This window comes from Paraburkholderia bryophila (genome assembly GCF_003269035.1).
In the GTDB taxonomy this organism is placed as follows: Bacteria; Pseudomonadota; Gammaproteobacteria; order Burkholderiales; family Burkholderiaceae; genus Paraburkholderia; species Paraburkholderia bryophila.
Map to the genome: position 1 here is coordinate 1 of NZ_QLTK01000049.1, position 20,782 is coordinate 20,782.

Annotated in this window: 22 protein-coding genes; 7 read left to right on the forward strand and 15 right to left on the reverse strand. The window is 62.9% G+C overall.

Annotation, left to right across the window (positions count from 1 at the left end; all coding sequences use genetic code 11):
* The first annotated feature begins 59 nt into the window (after nt 1-59).
* Both BX591_RS34635 and BX591_RS34640 read left to right on the forward strand, forming a co-directional pair.
* The gene (locus tag BX591_RS34635; protein ID WP_111935808.1) at nt 60-728 is read left to right on the forward strand and encodes a response regulator transcription factor; all 669 of its coding nucleotides are present in this window, start codon (nt 60-62) and stop codon (nt 726-728) included.
* A 173-nt stretch (nt 729-901) separates the two neighbouring features.
* Entirely contained in the window at nt 902-1,336 is a 435-nt protein-coding gene (locus BX591_RS34640; RefSeq protein ID WP_146749851.1) for a hypothetical protein, read from the forward strand.
* Between the two features lie 317 nt (nt 1,337-1,653).
* Here BX591_RS34640 and BX591_RS34645 read toward each other — a convergent pair whose 3' ends face one another.
* The 11 genes from BX591_RS34645 to BX591_RS34695 form a co-directional block, all read right to left on the reverse strand.
* On the reverse strand, nt 1,654-3,054 hold the full coding sequence (locus BX591_RS34645) for an amino acid permease (protein WP_111935810.1): 1,401 nt from the start codon (nt 3,052-3,054) through the stop codon (nt 1,654-1,656).
* A gap of 143 nt (nt 3,055-3,197) precedes the next feature.
* Nucleotides 3,198-4,427: a kynureninase gene (gene kynU / locus BX591_RS34650; protein ID WP_111935811.1), complete on the reverse strand. Its 1,230-nt coding sequence runs from the start codon at nt 4,425-4,427 to the stop codon at nt 3,198-3,200.
* Nucleotides 4,428-4,506: 79 nt separating this feature from the next.
* Nucleotides 4,507-5,529, reverse strand: coding sequence for an amidohydrolase family protein (locus BX591_RS34655; protein ID WP_111935812.1), 1,023 nt, complete (start codon nt 5,527-5,529; stop codon nt 4,507-4,509).
* Nucleotides 5,530-5,555: 26 nt separating this feature from the next.
* A complete protein-coding gene (locus tag BX591_RS34660; protein ID WP_111935813.1) occupies nt 5,556-6,080 on the reverse strand; it encodes a 3-hydroxyanthranilate 3,4-dioxygenase in 525 nt (174 codons plus the stop codon).
* A gap of 33 nt (nt 6,081-6,113) precedes the next feature.
* Nucleotides 6,114-6,542 carry a RidA family protein gene (locus BX591_RS34665; RefSeq protein ID WP_035551368.1) on the reverse strand — a complete coding sequence of 143 codons (429 nt, stop codon included), beginning with the start codon at nt 6,540-6,542 and terminating at the stop codon, nt 6,114-6,116.
* Nucleotides 6,539-7,315: a 2-keto-4-pentenoate hydratase gene (locus tag BX591_RS34670; protein ID WP_111935814.1), complete on the reverse strand. Its 777-nt coding sequence runs from the start codon at nt 7,313-7,315 to the stop codon at nt 6,539-6,541. The genes BX591_RS34665 and BX591_RS34670 overlap by 4 nt, the downstream gene beginning before the upstream one ends.
* The gene (gene dmpG / locus BX591_RS34675; RefSeq protein ID WP_111935815.1) at nt 7,312-8,349 is read right to left on the reverse strand and encodes a 4-hydroxy-2-oxovalerate aldolase; all 1,038 of its coding nucleotides are present in this window, start codon (nt 8,347-8,349) and stop codon (nt 7,312-7,314) included. The genes BX591_RS34670 and dmpG overlap by 4 nt, the downstream gene beginning before the upstream one ends.
* Nucleotides 8,350-8,379: 30 nt before the next feature.
* Nucleotides 8,380-9,330, reverse strand: coding sequence for an acetaldehyde dehydrogenase (acetylating) (locus BX591_RS34680; RefSeq protein WP_111935816.1), 951 nt, complete (start codon nt 9,328-9,330; stop codon nt 8,380-8,382).
* 11 nt (nt 9,331-9,341) lie between these two features.
* Nucleotides 9,342-10,163 (reverse strand): fumarylacetoacetate hydrolase family protein, encoded by an 822-nt coding sequence (locus tag BX591_RS34685; RefSeq protein WP_111935817.1) that lies wholly within the window; start codon nt 10,161-10,163, stop codon nt 9,342-9,344.
* Entirely contained in the window at nt 10,160-11,656 is a 1,497-nt protein-coding gene (locus tag BX591_RS34690; RefSeq protein WP_111935818.1) for a 2-hydroxymuconic semialdehyde dehydrogenase, read from the reverse strand. The genes BX591_RS34685 and BX591_RS34690 overlap by 4 nt, the downstream gene beginning before the upstream one ends.
* A gap of 123 nt (nt 11,657-11,779) precedes the next feature.
* Complete coding sequence (locus tag BX591_RS34695; RefSeq protein WP_111935819.1) at nt 11,780-12,757, reverse strand: LysR family transcriptional regulator; 978 nt, start codon at nt 12,755-12,757, stop codon at nt 11,780-11,782.
* Nucleotides 12,758-12,961: 204 nt separating this feature from the next.
* Here BX591_RS34695 and BX591_RS34700 point away from each other — a divergent pair, with 204 nt between their 5' ends.
* A complete protein-coding gene (locus BX591_RS34700) occupies nt 12,962-13,123 on the forward strand; it encodes a DUF1328 domain-containing protein (RefSeq protein ID WP_035551387.1) in 162 nt (53 codons plus the stop codon).
* A gap of 177 nt (nt 13,124-13,300) precedes the next feature.
* Here the strand turns inward: BX591_RS34700 and BX591_RS34705 are convergent, their stop codons facing one another.
* Both BX591_RS34705 and BX591_RS34710 read right to left on the reverse strand, forming a co-directional pair.
* Nucleotides 13,301-13,930: a GNAT family N-acetyltransferase gene (locus BX591_RS34705; RefSeq protein WP_111935831.1), complete on the reverse strand. Its 630-nt coding sequence runs from the start codon at nt 13,928-13,930 to the stop codon at nt 13,301-13,303.
* Nucleotides 13,931-14,009: 79 nt separating this feature from the next.
* Nucleotides 14,010-14,882, reverse strand: coding sequence for a LysR substrate-binding domain-containing protein (locus BX591_RS34710; protein WP_111935820.1), 873 nt, complete (start codon nt 14,880-14,882; stop codon nt 14,010-14,012).
* A 108-nt stretch (nt 14,883-14,990) separates the two neighbouring features.
* Here BX591_RS34710 and BX591_RS34715 point away from each other — a divergent pair, with 108 nt between their 5' ends.
* Nucleotides 14,991-15,878, forward strand: a complete 888-nt coding sequence (locus BX591_RS34715; RefSeq protein ID WP_111935821.1) for an EamA family transporter — start codon at nt 14,991-14,993, stop codon at nt 15,876-15,878.
* An 82-nt stretch (nt 15,879-15,960) separates the two neighbouring features.
* Here the strand turns inward: BX591_RS34715 and rfbC are convergent, their stop codons facing one another.
* Nucleotides 15,961-16,512, reverse strand: a complete 552-nt coding sequence (rfbC, locus tag BX591_RS34720) for a dTDP-4-dehydrorhamnose 3,5-epimerase (protein ID WP_111935822.1) — start codon at nt 16,510-16,512, stop codon at nt 15,961-15,963.
* Nucleotides 16,513-16,632: 120 nt separating this feature from the next.
* Nucleotides 16,633-17,628 (reverse strand): GlxA family transcriptional regulator, encoded by a 996-nt coding sequence (locus tag BX591_RS34725; RefSeq protein ID WP_111935823.1) that lies wholly within the window; start codon nt 17,626-17,628, stop codon nt 16,633-16,635.
* A gap of 769 nt (nt 17,629-18,397) precedes the next feature.
* Here BX591_RS34725 and BX591_RS34730 point away from each other — a divergent pair.
* The 3 genes from BX591_RS34730 (at nt 18,398) to BX591_RS34740 (ending at nt 20,722) form a co-directional block, all read left to right on the forward strand.
* Nucleotides 18,398-18,772, forward strand: coding sequence for a hypothetical protein (locus BX591_RS34730; protein WP_111935824.1), 375 nt, complete (start codon nt 18,398-18,400; stop codon nt 18,770-18,772).
* A 335-nt stretch (nt 18,773-19,107) separates the two neighbouring features.
* Complete coding sequence (locus BX591_RS34735; RefSeq protein WP_111935832.1) at nt 19,108-20,031, forward strand: LysR family transcriptional regulator; 924 nt, start codon at nt 19,108-19,110, stop codon at nt 20,029-20,031.
* 16 nt (nt 20,032-20,047) lie between these two features.
* The gene (locus tag BX591_RS34740) at nt 20,048-20,722 is read left to right on the forward strand and encodes a response regulator transcription factor (RefSeq protein ID WP_111935825.1); all 675 of its coding nucleotides are present in this window, start codon (nt 20,048-20,050) and stop codon (nt 20,720-20,722) included.
* Nucleotides 20,723-20,782 lie beyond the last annotated feature (60 nt).

Consider the following 20,782-nt stretch of genomic DNA (forward strand, 5'->3'; position numbering starts at 1 on the left):
CTGAGAGGCCACAGTACGTTTCTTTTTCATGATCGGCATATCCATGATATTCATCCTTCATGATATGCCTCGCCCACAAAATCACGGATAGGTCCGAAATCGTCCACACGCTGAATGCGGGCGGCCTCTCGGCCGAAGTGACGGACAGCGGCCACCAAGGCATCTCGCGCCTGATGAGCACGGGCTACGACGCGGTAATCCTCAGCCGGACGCCGCCGGATCTCGACGGGCTGAGCGTTCTGGCAACGCTGCGCGGCATCGGCGCGCAATCGCCAGTCCTGATGGTGAGTCCCGTAGCCGATGTGCATGAACGCATCGAAGGCCTGCGCGCCGGCGCGGACGACTATATGTCCATGCCGTTCTCGTTCGACGAAATGCTCGCCCGCATCGAAGTGCTGCTACGGACACGACCCTCGCTTAAAAAAGAAGTGCAACCGATGTTGCGCGTCGACTCATTACGTCTCGACCTCGTGAAGCGAACGCTCATGTTCCAGCAGAGCAAACTCCGTATGCAACCGACCGAATTCCGCCTGCTCGAATTCATGATGCGGCACGCGGGCCAGGTACTGACACGCAGCATGATTTTCGAAGCCGTGTGGGACCGCCATTTCGATCCCGACACCAACCTGATCGACGTCCATGTTGCGCGTCTGCGAAAAAAAGTCCGCGAGCTTGGCGCGCAACAAATGATCCGGACCGTACGCGGCTCCGGTTATCGATTCGGCTAGCAACGCCACCAAGGCGCCCCGCAATACACGCTCACACGGGGCAACAGGCAAAAGCTCAACGAAGGCGACACCGAACTGCGCACGGACAATTCACGGCACACCGTCGGTCTGGTGGCCAAATCAGCCCTCGTATTATTCCTTCAACACCCGCTGGATAACGGCGTCATTATTCTGTGAAACGTGCGAACCGGATCTACCGCAAGGATGATCCGATCCAGGAGAGAGAGAACGTCACTCCCAAGGAAGAAAGCATGTACTCGTACAGGATCACAGCGCACGGCGCGCCTTTTATCGCCGAAAAGCGTCTGGACTCAAATGATTGTGCCAGTGGTTACACAGCGGCAAAACGTTGGGCGAAGGACATTCCGCCCGACGCCAAACGTATCGAATTGCTCTCGTGCGACAGCGCGAGGTTCGGCCCCTTTTCAAACGCCCAGATGTTATCCAACAGAACGGGATTACCGGTACTAGGCTACGCCGGCAATGTGAGCAACATAAAGGGCGAACCGGAGTGGTTCAAACCGCAGTCTTCGGCCGTCGCAGCCGTTACGGGCAAAGTCAACGACGCCATAGGTTCGGCTAAGGCATGGAGAAGAACAGGTCCATAAGAGGACCGGAAGCCCCGACACCAAGAAAAGCAGGAGCGACCAGAAACCACGAGCAACCACGAACAACCACGACGGCGCGCGCAGCGCCGCCGAAAGAATGACTGCTGTGTCACTGTCGCGGAGTGTGCGAGAGCACGGATTCCAGATGCACCACTACCCATCGCGAACCACGAAACCCACTTATGAGCTGGCGGTGTGAGCCGCTTTCTTTTGCCTACTTTTCTTTGCGGCAGGCAAAGAAAAGTAGGTGCCCCCCCGCACAGGGGGAACGCCAATAGACCACTACCAACACAAGGAAAGGCCAAAAAACCAGAACCTCAGGCCACCTCAACCTGCCCAGGCTCACCAACTCTCTTCCGATACCAGACAAGATAAACACCAAGCAAGGCAACAACAAACGGCACCCCAATCACCAGCGTCAACCGAAACTCGCGAGTAAACCAGGTAGTAACAAGCGCCCCAAGCATAAGCCCAGCCCCGAGGAGAGACGTAAAAGGAAACCCCCACATCCTGAACGACAGCGACGCTCGCGCGTGCACACGCCGAAAAAACAGATGCGTAACAAAAATCATAAGCCAGGTAAACATCGCCCCGAACATCGAGACCGACATCATCAGCACAAAAGAAGCATCGGGATAGACGACATTCAATACGGTCGCCAAAGCGATCCCGATAGTAGAAAGCCACAACGCCGCGACTGGCACACCTTTGGAACTCAAAGCCCCTAATCGCCGTGGCGCGTATCCGGCCCGGGACAGACTGAACATCATCCGTGTAGTGATATACAGCTGACTATTCATCGCCGACAACGCGGCAACCAGAATCACGAAATTAATGACCCCCGCCGCACCCGGCACATGCGTCGCCGCCATCACCCGCACGAACGGGCTCTCGTCGGTGCCAGCCGCATTCCACGGAACGATCGCCAGCATCAACGCCAGCGTCAGCAGGTAGAAAAACACCAGCCGGAACATCGTCGCCCGAAACGCCTGGGTAATGGCCTTCTGCGGATCCCTAGCCTCCCCCGCCGCCACGGCGATCATCTCGATGCTCAGATAGCTGAAGATGGAAACGATCACCGCGACCCACATCCCCCACACGCCTTTCGGAAAAAACCCGCCGTGCGACGTGTAGTTGGCAAAGCCGATAGGCGACTGAGCGGGCGCCCCAAACACCACATAAGCGCCAAGCAGAATAAAGCCCACGATCGCCACGATCTTCAGCATCGAGAAAACATACTCGACCGCGCCGAAGACCTTCACGCTCACCGAATTGATGCCGATCAGCGCAGCGGAGAAACCCACGATCCAATACCAGCCCGGCACCGCCGGAAACCAGTACTTCATATAAACGGCAATCGCCGTCACCTCGGTACCGACCGCAAAAACAATCGACGACCAGTACGCGTACCGCACCAGAAATCCCGCCCACGGCGCAATATAGTGCTCCGCATAGGCCCCGAACGAACCCGAAGTGGGATGCGCGACTGTCATCTCCGCGAGACATCCCATCAACAGCAGCGCGATTAGCGCACCGATCGCATAGCTCACTAGCACGCTCGGTCCGGCAAAGCCGATCGCGAACCCACTGCCGAGAAACAGCCCCGTGCCGATCGCGCCGCCAATCGCGATCATCGACAATTGCCCGGTCGACAATCCGCGGTGCAATCCCTTTTCGCGTTCGACAATCGTGTCGAAGCCTCGCTGCTCTTGCGTCATCTTTGTGTCTCCTCCTGAATGCGGCCGCGTGCGTCGCACGCAACCGTCGGTACCGCGCTGTCGCCTTACTCTCTTACGCTCTTGTCCGACTTTTCATGGCTCGCATCGCGGCGCTTGCCTGCCCGTTGCGCAACCCACCGTGCTCAGGTCACCGACTTGCGCGCCTTGAACTCGTCGGTATTCCACGCATCGGTCGAGATAATGTCCTTGAGTTGCGCGATGGTGTCCCAGATGTCGACATAGCGCACGTACAGCGGCGCAAAGCCGAAGCGCAGGATATCCGGCGCGCGGAAGTCGCCGATCACATTGCGCGCAATCAGCGCCTGCATGATCGCGTACCCCTCGGCATGGCCGAGCGACACCTGGCTGCCGCGCTGCTCCGCGTCGCGCGGTGAGGCCAGTGTGCAACCCAGCCCCTGCAATTCCTGATCGGTCAGTTCGATAAACAGATTGCCGAGCGCCACGCTCTTGTCGCGCAGCACGTCGAGATCGACGCCGTCGAACGCTTCTAGCGCGCTCTCCAGTGCGATCACGCCAAGTTGCGGCGCGGTGCCTGTCAGCATGCGGTCAATGCCCGGATGGGGCGCGTAGTCGTGCGTGAATTCAAACGGCTTCGAATGACCGTGCCACCCGGTCAGCGGCTGACGCATCGCTTCGATATGGCGCGACGCCACGAACACGAATGCCGGGGCGCCCGGACCGCCGTTCAGATACTTGTAGCCGCAACCCACCGCGAAATCGACGTCGCAACGGTTCAGGCCGACCGGCATCGCCCCCGCCGAATGGCACAGGTCCCATACGATCAGTGCGCCGGCCTCGTGCGCCTGACGCGTCACCGCTTCCATGTCGTAGCGTTTGCCGGTCTTGTAGTTGACCTGCGTGAGTGAGACGATCGCCACGCTGTCGTCGATTGCCGCGACGATCTCTTCCGGATCGACACAGCGCAATTCACAGCCGGTCATCTCCGCGACGCTCGACGCGATATACACATCGGTCGGAAAATTGGTGCGCTCGGCCAGAATCACGTTGCGACCGGGGCGCATGCGCGTGGCCGCGACCAGCACCTTGAACAGATTCACCGAGGTCGAATCGGCAACGATCACTTCGTCCTGCCCGGCGCCGATCAGCTTCGCGATCTTGTTGCCGGTGCGCTGCGGCGCCGGATACCAGTCGGCGTCGTTCCACGAGCGGATCAGGCCGTGCGCCCATTCCTGTTTCAGCGCCTGCTCGATCCGTGCGGGCACGTTGGCGGGCATCGCGCCGAGCGAGTTGCCGTCGAGGTAAATCGTGTCGGCGGGCAGATCGAAGCGCGCGCGGCAGTGGGCCAAGGTATCGGCCGCGTCGAGCGCGGCGCAGTGTTCCCGGGTGATCATCTGGCTTGTTTCCTGTGATGTCTTATGGCAATGACTGGACTGACGCAACGCAACAGCTGGCTGCGTTGCCGGAGCCGGTTTAAACGGTGTGCGCGACGTTCAGCGGCAAATCGAAGAAACGCTGCGCGTTGGCACCGAGAATCTTCGCTTTAGCCGTGTCGCTCAATTGCGGGTGATGCGCGACGAGACCGCCGATCTTCTGTTCGCCGAGCGGAAACGGATAGTCGGAACCGAGCAGTACATGATCCTCGCCCATCGTGTCGACCAGCAGACGCAACGCGCCCTGGTCGAACACGGCGCTATCCACGTGAAAGCGATCGAGATACGACACCGGCGGATTCGGGCAATCCTCGCGCACGATATCGCGCTGCTCCCACGCGTTCTGCACGCGGCCGAGCAGGAACGCGAAGCTGCCGCCACCGTGCGCGAAGCACAGCTTGAGCGACTTCGGAATCCGCTCGAAGGCCCCCGACAAAATCAGCGACACCATGCTCAATTGCGTTTCCGCCGGCATCGCCACGAGCCACGGCAACATCCACTTTTTCATGCGGCCGTCGGTCATCATGTCCCACGGATGCACCAGCACCGGAATGCCGTCATTCGCGCAATGCGTGAGGAACGTGACGAGGTGTTCGTCGTCGAGATCGCGCGGGCCCAGGTGATTGCCGATCTGCACGCCGCGATGGCCGGCGCGATGCGCGCGGGTCGCCTCGCGGCACGCCAGATCGATATCCTGCAAGGGCACTTGCGCGAGCGCCATCAACCGTTGCGGCGCGTATGCGCACAGTTCGAGCGCCTGGTCGTTCATGCGCGCGGCCCACGCGTGCGCGGCGCCGGCATCGTAGCGATAGCCGAACATCACGGGCGTGGCGCACATCAGTTGAATGTCCACGCCGAGCGCATCCATTTCCGCAATCCGCACGGCTGGGTCCCACAGCGCGCGATACACCGGGCGAAAGCTTTTGTCGCCGGTCATGATCATGCCGCGTTCACCGTCCGCGTCGATCTTCAGCCACGGCGCGTGGTCCGCGTCGAGGCGCGCGGCCTCTTCCCGCGTGATCGGCGGAAAGAAGTGGGAATGCATGTCGATTCGAATTGTCATCGTGATTCTGTCGGGTATCGTTTGAGTCAGACGGCCTTGCCGGGATGCACATGACCGCAATGCGCGCAGCGGCGTTTTTCTTCCGACGCATAAAACGCATTGAACAGCGGTGGCAGATCGTTGACGATGCTCTTGAGCTGAACCTCGACGCGATACACAAGCTTTCCGCAGTCGTCGCAGTACCATTCGAAACCATCCACCACGCCCTCCGGACGCTGCCGTTCGATCACGAGGCAGACGCTGCCCGCCTCGGGACGCTGCGGCGAATGGCGCACGTGCGGCGGTAGCAGAAACACATCGCCTTCGTTCAGGTCGACGCGCTCGCGCTTGCCGTCGATCCACAGATACAGGTACGCATTGCCGCGCATCTGATAGAAGAATTCCTCGAGCGGATCGTCGTGAAAATCGGTGCGGCGATTCGGTCCACCCACCACCGTGACGATGAAATCGCTGTCCTGCCACACCTGCTGGTTGCCGACCGGCGGCTTCAGCAAATGCGCGTGATCGTCGATCCAGCGCGGGAAATTGAACGGTTTGCCGTACGTGAGCATGGCTGTCTCTTGGTTTGGTTTTATCGCGCGTGTCTAGCGTTTCGGTGCGTACGCCACCGCCTTCATCTCGATCAGCAGATGCGGATGAGGCAATTGATGCACGGCGACCGTGGTGCGGGTCGGGCCGGTTTCGTCGAAGTACTCGCCATACACGGCGTTATAACCGCCGAAGTCGTTCATGTTGACGAGAAACGACGAGATCTCGACGAGGTTCGACAGATCCGCGCCTTCGCTCTGAAGAATATCGCGAATGTTCTCGATCACCACGCGCGTCTGCTCGCGAATGTCGAGTTGCACGGTGCCGAGTTCGTCGGCGCTGGCGCCTGCAATCGTATTGTCCGGACGGCGGGAGCTGGTGCCGGAGACGAACAGGAAGTCCCCGGCCCGTGTTACATGCGGGAAACGGCCACGCGGTTTCGCTTTGCCGGGCACCACGCGCCCCTGGATGGTCGGTTCGGTCATTGGGAAAGTCGATAGGTAGTGAATTCGGTGCTGCCGAGGCCATTGACGACGCAATGCACATGCGCGTCGACCGGCAACGGATGAGCGGCGGTCGCGGCGCCCGCCATGATCAGCGAACCGGCGGGCAGCACGAGCCCGCTTTGCGAAATCAGACGCGAGGCCTGCACGACCGAGCGCAACGGATCGCCGAGAATCGCGGCGGTGGAGCCGGCCTGCACGATGCGGCCGTCGACGCGCATCGTCACGCCCGCATTGCGCAAGCCATCGAAGCTGCCGGTCCACGGGCCGATCACCAGGCCCGCGGACGAACAGTTGTCCGCCACCACGTCTTCGAGCGAGAACCTGAAATCGCGGTAGCGTGAGTCGATGATCTCCATGGCCGGGGCCACGGCGTCGAGGTAACGCGAAGCTTCGAGCAAGGTCAGCGGTCGATCGATTTCGCGGCTCGTCAGAAAGCAGACTTCGGGCTCCACACGCGGATGAATAAAACGATCGAGCGCGACGCGGCCGCCGTCTTCGTCGAGCATCGCATCGGTGAGCCAGCCCCAGATCAGGCTATCCACGCCCATCTGGATCATTTTCGCGCGGCTCGTAAAGCCGAGCTTCACGCCGACCATGCTTTCGCCACGGTGAATGCGCCGTTCAATCGAGGCGCGTTGAATGCCGTACGCCTCGTCGAGCGAAAACGGCGTGGCCGTGGTGAGTTGCGCGATCGGGTCCGCGTGGCGCGCGGCGTTGTCGATACGCTCGGCCATCGCGTCCAGCGAGATCATGCGGCCTCCTTCGCCAGCTCGCGCGCCTTGAGCATATCGAGCGCGACGTCGACGATCATGTCTTCCTGGCCGCCCACCATGCGACGCTTGCCGAGTTCGACCATGATCTCGAAGGCGGACAGGCCGTATTTCGCCGCCGCCGCTTCCGTGTGGCGCAGGAAGCTCGAATACACGCCGGCATAACCGAGCGCGAGCGTTTCCCGGTCCACCCGCACCGGCCGCTCCTGCAACGGACGCACGATATCTTCCGCGGCGTCGATCAGCTTCTTCACGTCGCAGCCGTGATTCAGCTTCATGCGATCCACCGCTGCGATGAACACTTCGAGCGGCGCGTTACCGGCGCCGGCGCCCATGCCGGTCAGCGACGCATCGATGCGGTCGCAACCATGTTCGAGCGCGACGATCGAATTCGCCACGCCGAGCGACAGATTGTGATGCGCGTGCATGCCGGTTTGCGTCGCCGGATCGAGTACGGCCTTGAACGCGTCGAAACGCTCGCCGACGTCGCGCATATTCAGCGCGCCGCCCGAATCGACCACATACACGCACTGCGCACCGTAGCTTTCCATCAGCTTCGCCTGCTTCGCCAGCGCATCCGGCGAGGTCATGTGCGACATCATCAGAAAGCCGACGGTGTCCATGCCGAGCGAACGCGCGTATTCGATATGCTGCTTCGAAATATCGGCTTCGGTACAGTGCGTGGCGATTCGCACGACACGCGCGCCGGCATCGTAAGCCGCGCGCAGATCGTGAACGGTGCCGATGCCGGGCAACAGCAGCGTGGCCACTTTCGCGCGCTTCACGGTCGCCGCGACGGCTTCGATCCATTCGAGATCGGTATGCGCGCCGAAGCCGTAGTTGAAGCTGGAACCCGACAGGCCGTCACCATGCGCCACCTCGATACTGTCGACGCCCGCGTCGTCCAGCGCTTGCGCGATCGCGACCGCGTGGTCGAGCGAGTACTGATGGCGGATCGCGTGCATGCCGTCGCGCAGCGTCACATCCGAAACGTAGATCTTGTTGCTATCGGTCATTGCGTTGGTCCTCGTGTCTTCGCCGTCACGTCATGCCGCCACGCGGCTGGCCGCGATCTGCTCGGCCGCGGCCAGCGCCGCCGAGGTCATGATGTCCAGATTGCCCGCATACGAAGGCAGGTAATGCGCGGCGCCCTCCACTTCGAGGAACACGCTCACCTTCAGGCCCGCGCGGCGCTCGTTCGCATGCAGCGCCAGCGGATTCGCCTCGGTATAGCGGTCGAACTGCACGGCCTGCTTGAGCCGGTAGCCGGGTACGTAGCTCGCCACCGCGGCGACCATCGCGTGAATCGAGCTTTCTATTTCGTCGGTGTCCGCGTCTTCTTCGGTCAGGCAGTAGACGGTGTCGCGCATCATCAGCGGCGGCTCGGCCGGATTCATCACGATGATCGCCTTGCCGCGCGTCGCGCCACCGACCGTTTCGATCGCTTTCGAGGTGGTCTCGGTGAACTCGTCGATATTGGCGCGCGTGCCCGGTCCAGCCGAACGGCTCGCAATCGACGCGACGATTTCCGCGTACCGTACCGGCGCCACGCGCGACACCGCATGCACGATCGGAATCGTCGCCTGGCCGCCGCAGGTGACCATGTTCAGGTTCGGGGCGTCGAGATGCGCGAACAGATTGACCACCGGCACCACGAACGGTCCGATTGCGGCCGGCGTCAGATCGATCACCGTCACCCCGTGCTCGCGCAGTACCGCAGCGTGGCGATGGTGCGCGCCGGCCGAAGTCGCGTCGAACGCGATGCGGATGTCGCTGAAATTCGGCATGGCGACGAGGCCGTCGATTCCGTTCGCGGTGGTCGGCACGCCGAGCCGCTCGGCGCGCGCGAGGCCGTCCGAAGCCGGATCGATACCGACCATCGCGCCCATTTTCAGGTGCTTCGCGTTACGCAGCACCTTGATCATCAGATCGGTGCCGATGTTGCCGGAGCCGATGATGGCGACGGCCTGCTTGTCCTGCTGAAGTTGATCGTGCATGGCGGTTCCGTTCACGACGTGGAGTCAGGGTGATGGGCAAAGCTCGCGCTAACCGAGCCGAGTCCTTCGATATGGGCGGTGAAAACGTCGCCGGCATTCACGGCCACCATGGGCCCCAGCGCGCCGGTCAGCACGATGTCGCCGGCCCGCAGCGGCGCGCCGACGCGCGTCATCGTATTGGCGAGCCAGACGGCCGCGTAGAGCGGATTGCCGAGGCAGGCGGCGCCGACGCCGACGCTCACCTGGTCGCCGCGCCGTTCCATGACCATGCCGCACTGGATCGCGTCGAACGCATCGAGTTTGACCGGGCGATTGCCGAGTACGAACAGGCCGCTGGAGGCGTTGTCGGCCACCGTATCGGTGAGACGGATATCCCAGTTGGCGATCCGGCTGCCGACGATTTCGATGGCGGGCAACGCGTAAGCCGTCGCGCCGATCAGATCGGCGATCGTGTGGCGCTCGTGCGGCAGATCGTGGGCGAGCACCAGCGCGATCTCCGCCTCCACTTTCGGCTGCTGGGTGCGCGACAAGGCAATCTCTTCGCCATCGGCAATCGACATATCGTCGAACAGCATGCCGAAGTCCGGTTGATCGACGCCGAGTTGCGTCTGTACGGCTTTCGACGTCAGGCCGATTTTGCGGCCCACCAGCCGGCCGCCGCTCGCGAGCCTGCGCTCGGTGTTCAGACGCTGCACCGCGTACGCGGCGTCGAGCGCGTCGCCGCCGAGCGCGGCGATGGCAGCGCGCTGCGGCGCGATGGGGGCGCCGTTCTGCTGCGCTTGCCACAGCGCATCGGCAATCAGTCGTGCCGCGTTCGGGTCGATGGCGCTCATGCGATCCTCACGCAAACGTTGGTCAGTTCCGAATAGAAATCGAGCGAATGACGGCCCCCTTCGCGGCCGATGCCCGACAGCTTCGTGCCGCCGAACGGCGTACGCAGATCGCGCACGAACCACGCGTTGACCCACACGATGCCGGTTTCGATCTGCCGCGCGACACGGTGGCCACGCGCCAGGTGCGTGGTCCAGATGCTGGCGGCGAGCCCGTATGCGCTATCGTTCACGCGGCCGATCACCTCGTCTTCGCTATCGAACGGCGCAATGTGGCACACCGGTCCGAAGATTTCTTCTTTCACGCAGCGGGCGTTATCGGCCAGACCGGTCCAGATGGTCGGCATCACGAATGCACCCTGATCGCGCGCGTCGCCGAATTGCGGCACCGTGCCGCCCGTCACGACCGTGGCGCCCTCTTCGACCGCCAGCCGGAAATACGACAGCACCTTCTCGCGGTGCCCGCGCGAAATCAGCGGGCCCATGGTGGTCGACGGATCGTCCGGCGCACCGATTCGCAGCGCTTCGGTCTTTTCCTTCAGCGCCGCGACGAAGCGCTCGAAAATCGGCCGCTCGACGTACACGCGCTCGCTGCACAAACACACCTGCCCCGCATTCGTGAAGCTCGACTTCAGTACGCCGGCCACGGCCTCGTCGAAGTCCGCATCGGCGAACACCACGGCCGCATTTTTTCCGCCGAGTTCGAACGAGATTTCCTTCACGCCGTCGGCGACCGTTTTCATGATCGTGCTGCCGGTGCGCGATTCGCCGGTGAAGGTGATCGCGCTGATCTCCGGATGACGCGTCAGGAATTCCCCCGCCGCATTCGGCCCGTGACCGTGAATCAGATTGAACACGCCGCGCGGCAGACCGATCTCGTGCATGACTTCGGCCAGCAGCGTGGCCGAAGTCGGTGTTTCCTCCGAAGGCTTGGCGACCACGCAATTGCCCATGGCCAGGGCCGGTGCGACTTTCCACGTGAACAGCAGCAACGGCAGATTCCACGGCGAAATAATGCCGACCACGCCGAGCGGTTTGCGCGTCACGTAGTTGATCAGTTCGCTGCCGTCGGCGGCGTGGGTTTCGAAGAACTCGCTATTGGCGGTGCGGATCAGATCGGCAAACGTGCGGAAGTTCGCGATACCGCGCGCGATGTCGAGCTTGCGGGCCTGTTCGAGCGGGCGGCCGGTGTCGGCGACTTCGGCGGCGACGAAGTCGTCGAACCGCGCTTCTATGCCGTCGGCGATCTTGTGCAGCCAGTCGGCGCGCTGCGCCGGCGTGGTGCGGCGCCAGCCGGCGCGTTGCGCGGCGGCGGCCGCGCGCACGGCGGCGTCGACCGTGGCGGCGTCGGCCTCGCAGACCTGCGCGAGTTCGCGGCCGTCGACCGGACTGAGGTTAGGAAAAGTGGTGGCGGTGGCAACGAATTCGCCATTCACATAGTGGCGAAGTAACGAACCTGAAGAAGCGCGCTGCGCGGCGGCCGGGGTGAAGGTCACAACGTCTCCTGCTCGATTGAAGTATTGGCAGGAGTCTAAGGTCGAGGCCTCGCGCGGCGGTAATCAAAGATTGGGTGGTGGGTATGCTAAAGGGGAATACCAGAAACAGGCCGCTCAGGCTGCTTAAACCGCCGCGTCGGCCACCGGCGCGGCCACGCTGACGGCCTCGCGCAGGCATTCCACGAAGGCCTGGCAGGCGGCGCTCTGTTCCTTGTGCGAGCGCACCGAGAAGCCGACCGTGCCGAATGCGCCGCTCTCCGGGAGATCGAGAATCCGCAGCAGGCCGGCATCTTCGAACTGCTGCGCCGCAACGCGCGGCATCAGCGCGATGCGTGGCGTCTCGAGTAGCAGGCCGATGTTCGTCAATAGCGACAGCGACTCGACGATATCGGTCGGCAGCGGCAAGCCCGCCGCGCGAAACAGATGTTCCGCGGACAGCCGCGCGGGCGAATCGGCCGTGGGCAGAATCCACGGCGAGCCGACCAGCGCCGACAGATGCGTGACGCCCGCCGGCGCCGGACCATAGCCCTTGCCGACCACCACGCACAGAGATTCGTCGAACAGCGCCTCGTGGGTGAGCGGAAACGCGCTGGCAATCGGCAATTCACGCTCGGGCAAACGGCCGACCACGATATCGAGGTCGCCGGTAGCGAGAGCCGGGAACAGATGCGCGGTGGTGCCTTCGCGCACGGTCACCAGCACGTTCGGCGTGCGCGCCTTCAGCATGGCAATCGCGGTGGGCAGGAGCCGCGCCGACGCCGAAATCAGCGTGCCGACGATCACATGGCCGCTGGTGCCGAGGCGAAAATCGTTGAGCTCGTCGGTCATGTAGCGCAGTTCCGCCATCAACGATTTGACGCGCCGCCCGAGCAGCAGGCCCAGATCGGTGGGCACCACGCCGCGATTCGAGCGCGCGAACAGCGCGCCGTCGAAACAGGACTCGAGCTCGTGAATGACCTTGGTGACAGCCGGCTGCGTCAGGCGCATTTCGTTGGCCGCGCGCACGACGGAACGCGTTTCCAGCACACGTTCGAAGATCATGAGCTGATTGAGCTTCAGCTTGCGGATCAGGGAAATCTCGCTGAGCGGATTGGATTGCATGGCGAAGGAGCGCGGAAATCGACGATGCGCGATGGTAACAGCACAAATCCGCGCGGCCGATTCGGGGCAGCCCCTGGTTCGGCAAGTCTGGGCACACCTATTGCTCTATTCCGCTCGCCGGCACACACCCCGTCAAAGCACGTCGTGCCCACAACGCGTGGCCGTTTTCGAGTTCAATCCAGCAATCCATCGGTGGGAGGCCCCATGCTTCGATACGCTGTCATCTTCTTCATCATCGCCATCATCGCCGCAGTGTTCGGTTTCGGCGGCATTGCCGCTGGCGCCACGGAAATTGCCAAGGTGCTGTTCTTCATCTTCGTGGTGATCTTCCTCGTCACCTTGCTGATGGGCGTGATGCGGCGCTGAGCGTCCTCACCCCATCGGCGTCCGACGCTTCAGGTCGGATGCCTCCGCCCCGGTGCGCGCGTCAGCGCTCGTTGCGGCTTCATTGCAATAATTGCCACACGGTATTGCAATAGTTGCTGCGCGCACCGGGGCTTATTCTTTTCAGGCCACCCTTTACACCGCCCTTCAGACCGTCATTCAAGCCGCGCGCGCGACCGGCGCCGGCACACTCAACCGGTGCGACCAGTTGGCCAGCGTCCGTGTCGCCACCGGCGGCTTGCTGAGGATCGCGCTGTCATAGTGCTTGCCGTCGAAGCGCACGAAATCGACGATACGAAAGCCCTGCGCACGATAGAACGCGATCAGATGCGCGGCCGGCTGCGGCGTATCGAGCGCGAGCTCCGCATAGCCGCGCGTCGCGGCCCAGTGATCGGCGAACGCAATCAGCAAGGTGCCGATGCCGCGCGCCTGCCACTTCGGTTCCACGGCGAACTGCCGCAAGCTGGCGAGATCGTCGTGCCGGTAAAGTTCGCAAGCGGCGTCGCGCTCCGGCGCATACAGCGTCATCGTGCCGACGAGGCGACCCTCGCACACCGCCACGTAGCAGTCGCCGCGCGTGGCGCGCGAGCGGGTGGTCTCGACCGTCTGGTCCACACAAGTGCAATTGAGTCCGGCCTCGCCGAGCGGTGCAAAGGCGCGATGCAGCAGCGCCGTCAACGCGACGAACGAATCGCGCGCCGGATCGAAGCGGCGCAATTCGACACGGCCAACGCCGTGCTGCACGTAGTCGATACGAACGGATTGCTGCTGCGTTGCAGGTCGCTTCACGGTGAGCACCTCAGGCTGTCAGGATGCTCGAAGTGTAGATTTCGGGTAGTAGCGTCTCAAGAAAAAATGTCGTAAAAACTCACTGAGGACCGAGATGCAATTCCTCGCACAGAAACGTGTGCAAGGTTTGAATCGCGGCGGCATGCGTGCCCGGCAACTGCCGCATGAAGAGACCAAAGTCCGCCGTGGGCGCGGCGGGCAGACCGTCGGCCTGACCGAGCACGCGCATCGACTCCGGGCGGATATTGCCGTCGAGCAGCACCGACACACCCAGCCCCGCCTCCACCGCCGACTGCACCGCCGGCAAACTGGTGCTGGTGCAGACAATGCGCCACGCGATCCCCGCGCGCCGCAGCGTGGTCAGCACGAGTTGCTGCCACAAACACGCGCCGCCGAACGCCACCACCGGCAACAGCGCGTCCGCCTCGCGACTGAAGCCGCGCGCACCGACCCAAAAGAGCGGCTGGGTCCACGTGAGCAGCGGCGTCGCATCGATCAACGCGGGATCGCCGACCACCACGTCGAGACCGCCCTCGCCCAATCGGTTCGACAACGCCTCGCTGCTGTCGACGACGATCTCCAGCGCGACCTGCGGATAAGCGGTCGAAAAGCGCCGCAAGGCGCGCGGCAAACGACCGACCGCAATGTCCTCGAGCATGCCGAGGCGCACGGTGCCCGCGACCTGCCCGGCGTTCAGCGCACGCCGCGCGTCCGCGCCCGCACCGAGGATGGTGTGCGCGTACGGCAGCAGCACATGCCCGGCTTCGGTCAGTTGCACGCCACGCGGCGAGCGATCGAACAGGCGCTGCCCAAGCTCCTCTTCCAGCCGCCTCAACTGCATGCTGACCGCTGCCTGGGTGCGCGCGAGACTCACCGCCGCCACGCCCACCGCGCCGGTTTCCGCCACGGTGACGAACGCGCGCAGCAGACTGCTGTCGAGATCACGGGTCATCAATTTCCCTGAAGTGGCCATAAGCAATATCAAGTTATCTTAATACCGCCCGCGCCGCTAAGATAGCGGCCATGAACCCGAACGAGCGGCGATAAGCAACCTACGACCATGCAGGACACCACCCTCGAAGCGACCCTGAGCGCCACGCAGCCCGCGCTAAAACCCGCCGGTTCCCCGTGGGCAGCCTTGCTGTGCGTGCTGTCGATGGCGAGCGTGCAATTCGGCGCCGCGCTTTCCGCGCCGACCATGGCCGCCTACGGATCGCTCAGCACGACATGGCTGCGACTGAGCTGGGCGGCTTTGGTGCTGGCCTTGCTGGTGCGTCCGCGCCTGCTGAGCTACTCGCGCGCGCACTGGTTCGCGGCCGGCGCGCTCGGCGCGGCCATGGCCGGCATGACCTTGTGTTTCTTCGCGGCGTTGCAGCGCATTCCGTTGGGGCTCGCCGTCGCGATCGACTTTCTCGGGCCGCTCGCGGTCGCCACGTTCGCGGTGCGCCGTCTGCGGGCGCTGCTGTGGCCGTTGCTGGCGATCGCCGGCGTGGTGCTGCTGTCGCGCGATCGCGGCGGCTGGATCGGCGAACCGTTCGGCGTGCTGCTCGCCTTCGGCGCGGCGCTCGGCTGGGGCAGCTACATCGTGCTGATGAAAAAGACCGGCGCATTGTTTGCCGGACTCGAAGGACTATCGGTGTCGCTGCTCGCCGCGGCACTGATCGCCACGCCGTTCGGGTTGGCCCAAGGCGGCGGCCACATCGCCGGTGCGCAAATCGCGGCCACCGCGGGGCTCGCGTTGCTGGTGCCGTTGCTGCCGTACGCGCTGGAAATGGTGGCGTTGCGACACATGCCGGCCGCGTCGTTCGGGATCCTGATGAGCGTCGAACCGGCGATCGGCGCGATGGCCGGCTTCGTCGTGCTGCATCAACCGATGGGCGTCTTGCAGATTGCCGGCACGCTGCTGGTGGTCGCCGCGAGTGTCGGGGCGGTGGTGGCCACGCGTTGAGGGTGTGGGCCGCGAGTGAGCGGCGCGGTCAGGGGCGCGATCGCGTCGTTGTTCAAGCGTTCAGGCGACGTTCAGACGACGTTCAGGCGATGTTTTCCGCTTCGTAAAGGCGGCGCCCTGCGGCGTCTTTCGTGCCGAGCGTCGGCGCGAAATCGATCGGCCAGTCGATGCCGATGTCCGGATCGTTCCAGACGATGCAGCGCTCGAGTTCGGGAAACCAGTACTCCGTGGTCTTCCACAGACACTCCGCCGCCTGCGACAGCACCACGAAACCGTGCGCGAAGCCCGGCGGCACCCACATCTGCCGGTGATTCGCCGCGCTCAGATAGGCGCCGGTCCATTTGCCGAAGTTCGCCGAATTGAGCCGCACGTCGACCGCGACAGCGAACACTTCACCGAGCGCCACGCGCATCAGGCGGCCTTGCGGACGCTGCACCTGGTAGTGCAATCCGCGCAGCACGCCACGCACCGCACGCGAATGCCGGTCCTGCACGAAGGTAAAGCCTGGCGCGACGTCGTCGGTAAACTCGTCTGTGCTGAAAGTCTCGAAGCAGAAGCCGAACTCGTCGCAAAACACTTCGGGCTCGATGAGCTTCACCTCCGGCAATGCCGTCGCGATGACCTTGTTGCCCATTGCCGCTGTACTCGTAAAAAGCCTGCCCGGCGCGATGGTGGCCGCCGTTGCGGCCGCGCCCGCCGGTCATGAGGCGCACCACCGGCATGCCTGCCCTCGCTCGCGCGAGTTGAAACGATGCTAAACCTCGGACGCCGTCCGGCTGCGCGCACGATACTCGGTCGGCGACAACGCCATCCGTTTGCGGAATATTTTGGCGAGACGATCGCCGTTGCCGGTGCCGCTGCGCCGCGCGATCTTGTCGACCGGCAATTCGGTTTCGGTCAGGAAATTGCAGGCGATCCGCAGCCGCACCTGCAGTAGATAGTCCGACGGCGTGAGCTGCATTTCATGCTTGAAGCGCCGCAGAAAATTGCGCTCGCTCATGGCGGCCACTTGCGCGGCATCCGCCACCGACACCGGGCGGTCGCAGTTCGCTTCCATCCAGCGCGCCGCCGCGCGGATTTTCTCGGCCACGCTGAGGGTGCCGCCTTCCGCGGGCAACGGCACCCACGTCGCGGCCATGCCGGGCATGACCCGGTCGGCGACGCTGCGTGCCAGTTCGGCGCCAAGGTCGCGCTTGATGAACATCAGCGCGCTGCGGGCACAGTCGTTACGATCGTTGCTGCCGCCAAAGGCGCTATCCGCCGATGCACCGGCGGGGAAGCGATTGAGTTGCGGCCCGGTGGACTCGGCCGGTCCGGCGGCGTCCAGCACGAGTCTCCCCTCACCGATCGGTTCGATGGTGCGGGTGCGTGCTTGCACCGAACGCAGCCAGTTGAGCAGCCGTTCGTCGTGCGCGGCGGTCTGCGCGCCCTGACCGCCGGCGATATACAGCACGTCGAAGCCGCTGCCGTAACGCGTGTCGATGCGGTCGGTCCAGATCCGCACCGACGACGAACTGGCGACGCTGCCGCCGTCCATCGACAGAAACTGCACCTCGTAAGGCGGTTCCTCGCCGGCTCGCGCACCCGCGAGTTCGTTGGCGGTCTGGAACATTTCGATCACCGTGCCCGACCCGAGCAGCCAGAAGCCGTTGAACAGCACCACGCCGATTCGCCGCGCTGCACTGCGCACGTTCAATGTCGGCGTATGAAGCCAGGTGACCCTCGCGGTATCCAGGTGCATCTGCGGCATGATCTTTCCCCAAACTAGCCTACGTTGTGGACCCCGATGTTCCGTTAGCACCCATATCAGCAAAATGCGTTATTAAGAATGAAACCGCCGATAACGCCGCTTAACGGATTAAGCGTGATGTTAGCGGAATGCTTCGCTATAGTAAATTTGAAAAACAAATCGGCATCTACAAATTCAAGGTATGAAGAAAAAGATTATCTTGCGTTTCATCTTGCGGAGCACGCCTCGCAAGGCCGTGGCGCGGTGCGGGCGCGACGCGATCTGACCGGCTGCCTGCAGAGCCACGTGCGGACTAGCTCTTCAGCCCGCCGGCTGCAGATTCGGCGCGCACCGGCCGGGCTTTGACTCACTGCCCGCGACCCTCCTCGACACGTCGAAAAGTGTTTCAAACATGAACCTCGAACTTTACGGATAATGCCGATTCAATCGCATTTTTATTCGCAAACCGGGAATTTATCTGCGCTTCCATTGATACCGGCCCGGATATCCCACAAATCCGTTCTTTAAGCATTTTCCAGTCCATTTCGTCACGACAAAAAACGTTTCGATATTGAAACATCCGGCGCGCTTACATCTGACTTAAGCGGCCTTCGATCCGCGCGCGGGATGAAAAAACGTCAGACGATTGCCCCCTGCAGCGACCTGCGGCTCGTGAGGCTCGGGCGGCGTTCTTAAACAAAGTTTCATTCCCTGATCGCGCACTTTAAGGATCGTCTAAGAATCGCGGCGCCATAATTTGTGCATCGTGATAGCCGCAAGGAGCAGAGCCATGACGCGCCCCATGAGCATCGAAAGAGTCAACGAGTATGGACGGCAGGCAATCCGCATCGACATCGAAGGCCGCGCGGTGCTGCTCGACGCGTCCGATCTGGACGCCATGATCGAGCATCTCGGCGCACTGCGCGCGATGATGCGCCCGGAAGTGCCGAAAGAGCCGTTGCGCACACATCAATATGTGGTCGAAGTCGATCCATGCTGGCACACCGAGAAGCACCCGCTGCACGACGGCGCCGTCGTGTTCATGCGTCATTCGGGACTCGGCTGGGCCGGCTTCGCGCTGCCGACGGAAAGTCTCGCCAAATTGCATCATGCACTGACGCAACATCTGGAAGCCTCGCTCGAAGTACACGGCATGCTCAACTGAATAGCCCCCACTTATTGCGTTGCGCGCACGACAGCATTTCAGAATCCGCGCGCAACGCGCTACCCATCCCACCTATACTGTGCCCAGCCGCGTGGCAGCGGCTACTTTCTTTCAAGTCTTATTTCCGAAGCGCGGCTCCGTCCGCGCTCTTTTTTTCCCACTTTTTCCCATTAGTTAGGTTTGCCAATGTTCACATTTCATCCGTGACGGCACCGCGCATTTCACGTTGTTCATGAACATTTCATAAAATTAAAAAAGACTTAATCCACCTGGCTGTCCGGTTTTACTCGCCATCGCCGATGATGCATCCCATCGCCCTTCTCTACTGTTCCAACATGAACCAGCTACAAGCGATGCGTGTCTTCACACGAGTAGTCGATCTCGCCAGCTTCAATCTCGCGGCGAGACAGTTAGGCATGTCCGCGGCCGCGGTCACACGCAGCGTCGGCACGCTGGAAGCGCATCTGAACATGCGTCTTCTGAATCGCACCACGCGCAGTCTGTCGCTGACCGACGTGGGCCGCGAGTATCTCGACGGTTGCCGCGCGATCATCGAAAAGCTCGACGAGATGGAATCGACCCTGCTGGAAACCACCCGAGACCCGCAAGGCACGCTGCGCATCGCAACGCCGATGACGTTCGCCAGCGCGGGCCTCGGCGCGCTGCTCGCCTCGTATCGCACGCTGCATCCACGGGTGGACTTCGACGTCACGACGTTCGACACGCACATCGATCTGGTGGAAGGCGGCTTCGACGTGTGCTTCTCCGACGACCGCCGCCTCGCCAACTCCACGCTGGTAAGCCGCCTGCTGACCAGCGTCGACGAAATCACGGTAGCGTCCCCCACTTATCTCGCGCGCAACGGCACGCCGCGCGATCCGGCCGCATTGAACCGGCATGGTCTGCTGACGGTGTCCGACGGCTCGTCGCGCACGTGGGAATTTACCGACGCCGACGGCCTCTACCGCGTCAACACCGGCAGCGCGCTCACCGCGACGAGTAGCGCGATGGTGCGGGTGGCCGCGCTGAACCATATGGGTATCGCGCTGCTGCCGCTGCCGATCATTGCGGACGATCTCGCGCGCGGCACGCTCGTGCCGGTGCTCGAACAGTTCGAGATCAACGGTGGACCCCGCCAGGTGTCGATTCTCTATTCCGGCCGCAACTATCTGTCGATGCGCGTGCGCAGCTTCATCGACTTCGCGGTCGGCCAGTATCGCGCGCCGGACCGTCAGGTCGCCTTGCGCGCGGTCGCCTGAACCGGGCTCGCGCATCATGCCCAAAATACTGACGATCGAAGATGACGAGCTGATCGCCCACGACATCGTCCGCACGCTGACTGCCAGCGGTTTTTCCGTCGAAGTGGCACGCACCGGCCGCGAAGGCATGGCGAAAGTCATGGCGGGCGACTACGACGTCGTCACGCTCGACCGCATGCTGCCCGATCTCGACGGCCTGACGATCGTCGCGACCATGCGCGGCGTCGGCATGGAAACGCCCGTGCTGGTGATGAGCGCCATGTCCGACGTCGACCAGCGCATTCAGGGCTTGCGTGCAGGCGGTGACGACTATCTGACCAAGCCCTTCTCGCCCGAGGAAATGTTCGCGCGCGTCGAAGTGTTGTTGCGGCGCCGTCCGCGTCATGCAAAAGCCGAGACGCTATTGCGCAGTGGTGCCCTGGAACTGGACCTGGTCCGTCGCAAGGTCATGCACCGGCAGCGCGAACTCGATCTGCAGCCCACCGAATTCCGCGTGCTCGAATTCATGATGCGCCACACCGGCCAGGTGCTGACGCGCACGATGATTTTCGAAGCCGTGTGGGGCTGCCGTTTCGATCCGGGGACCAACCTGATCGACGTGCACGTGGGCCGTCTACGCAAGAAGGTCGACATGCCCGGCGAGCGGCCGTTGATCCGCACGATTCGCGGCTCGGGCTATCTGTTCGGCTGACGCCTTCCAACCGTGGTGGTCAATCGACTTTAGCGCTGCATGCAGCGCTAAAGTCGCTGC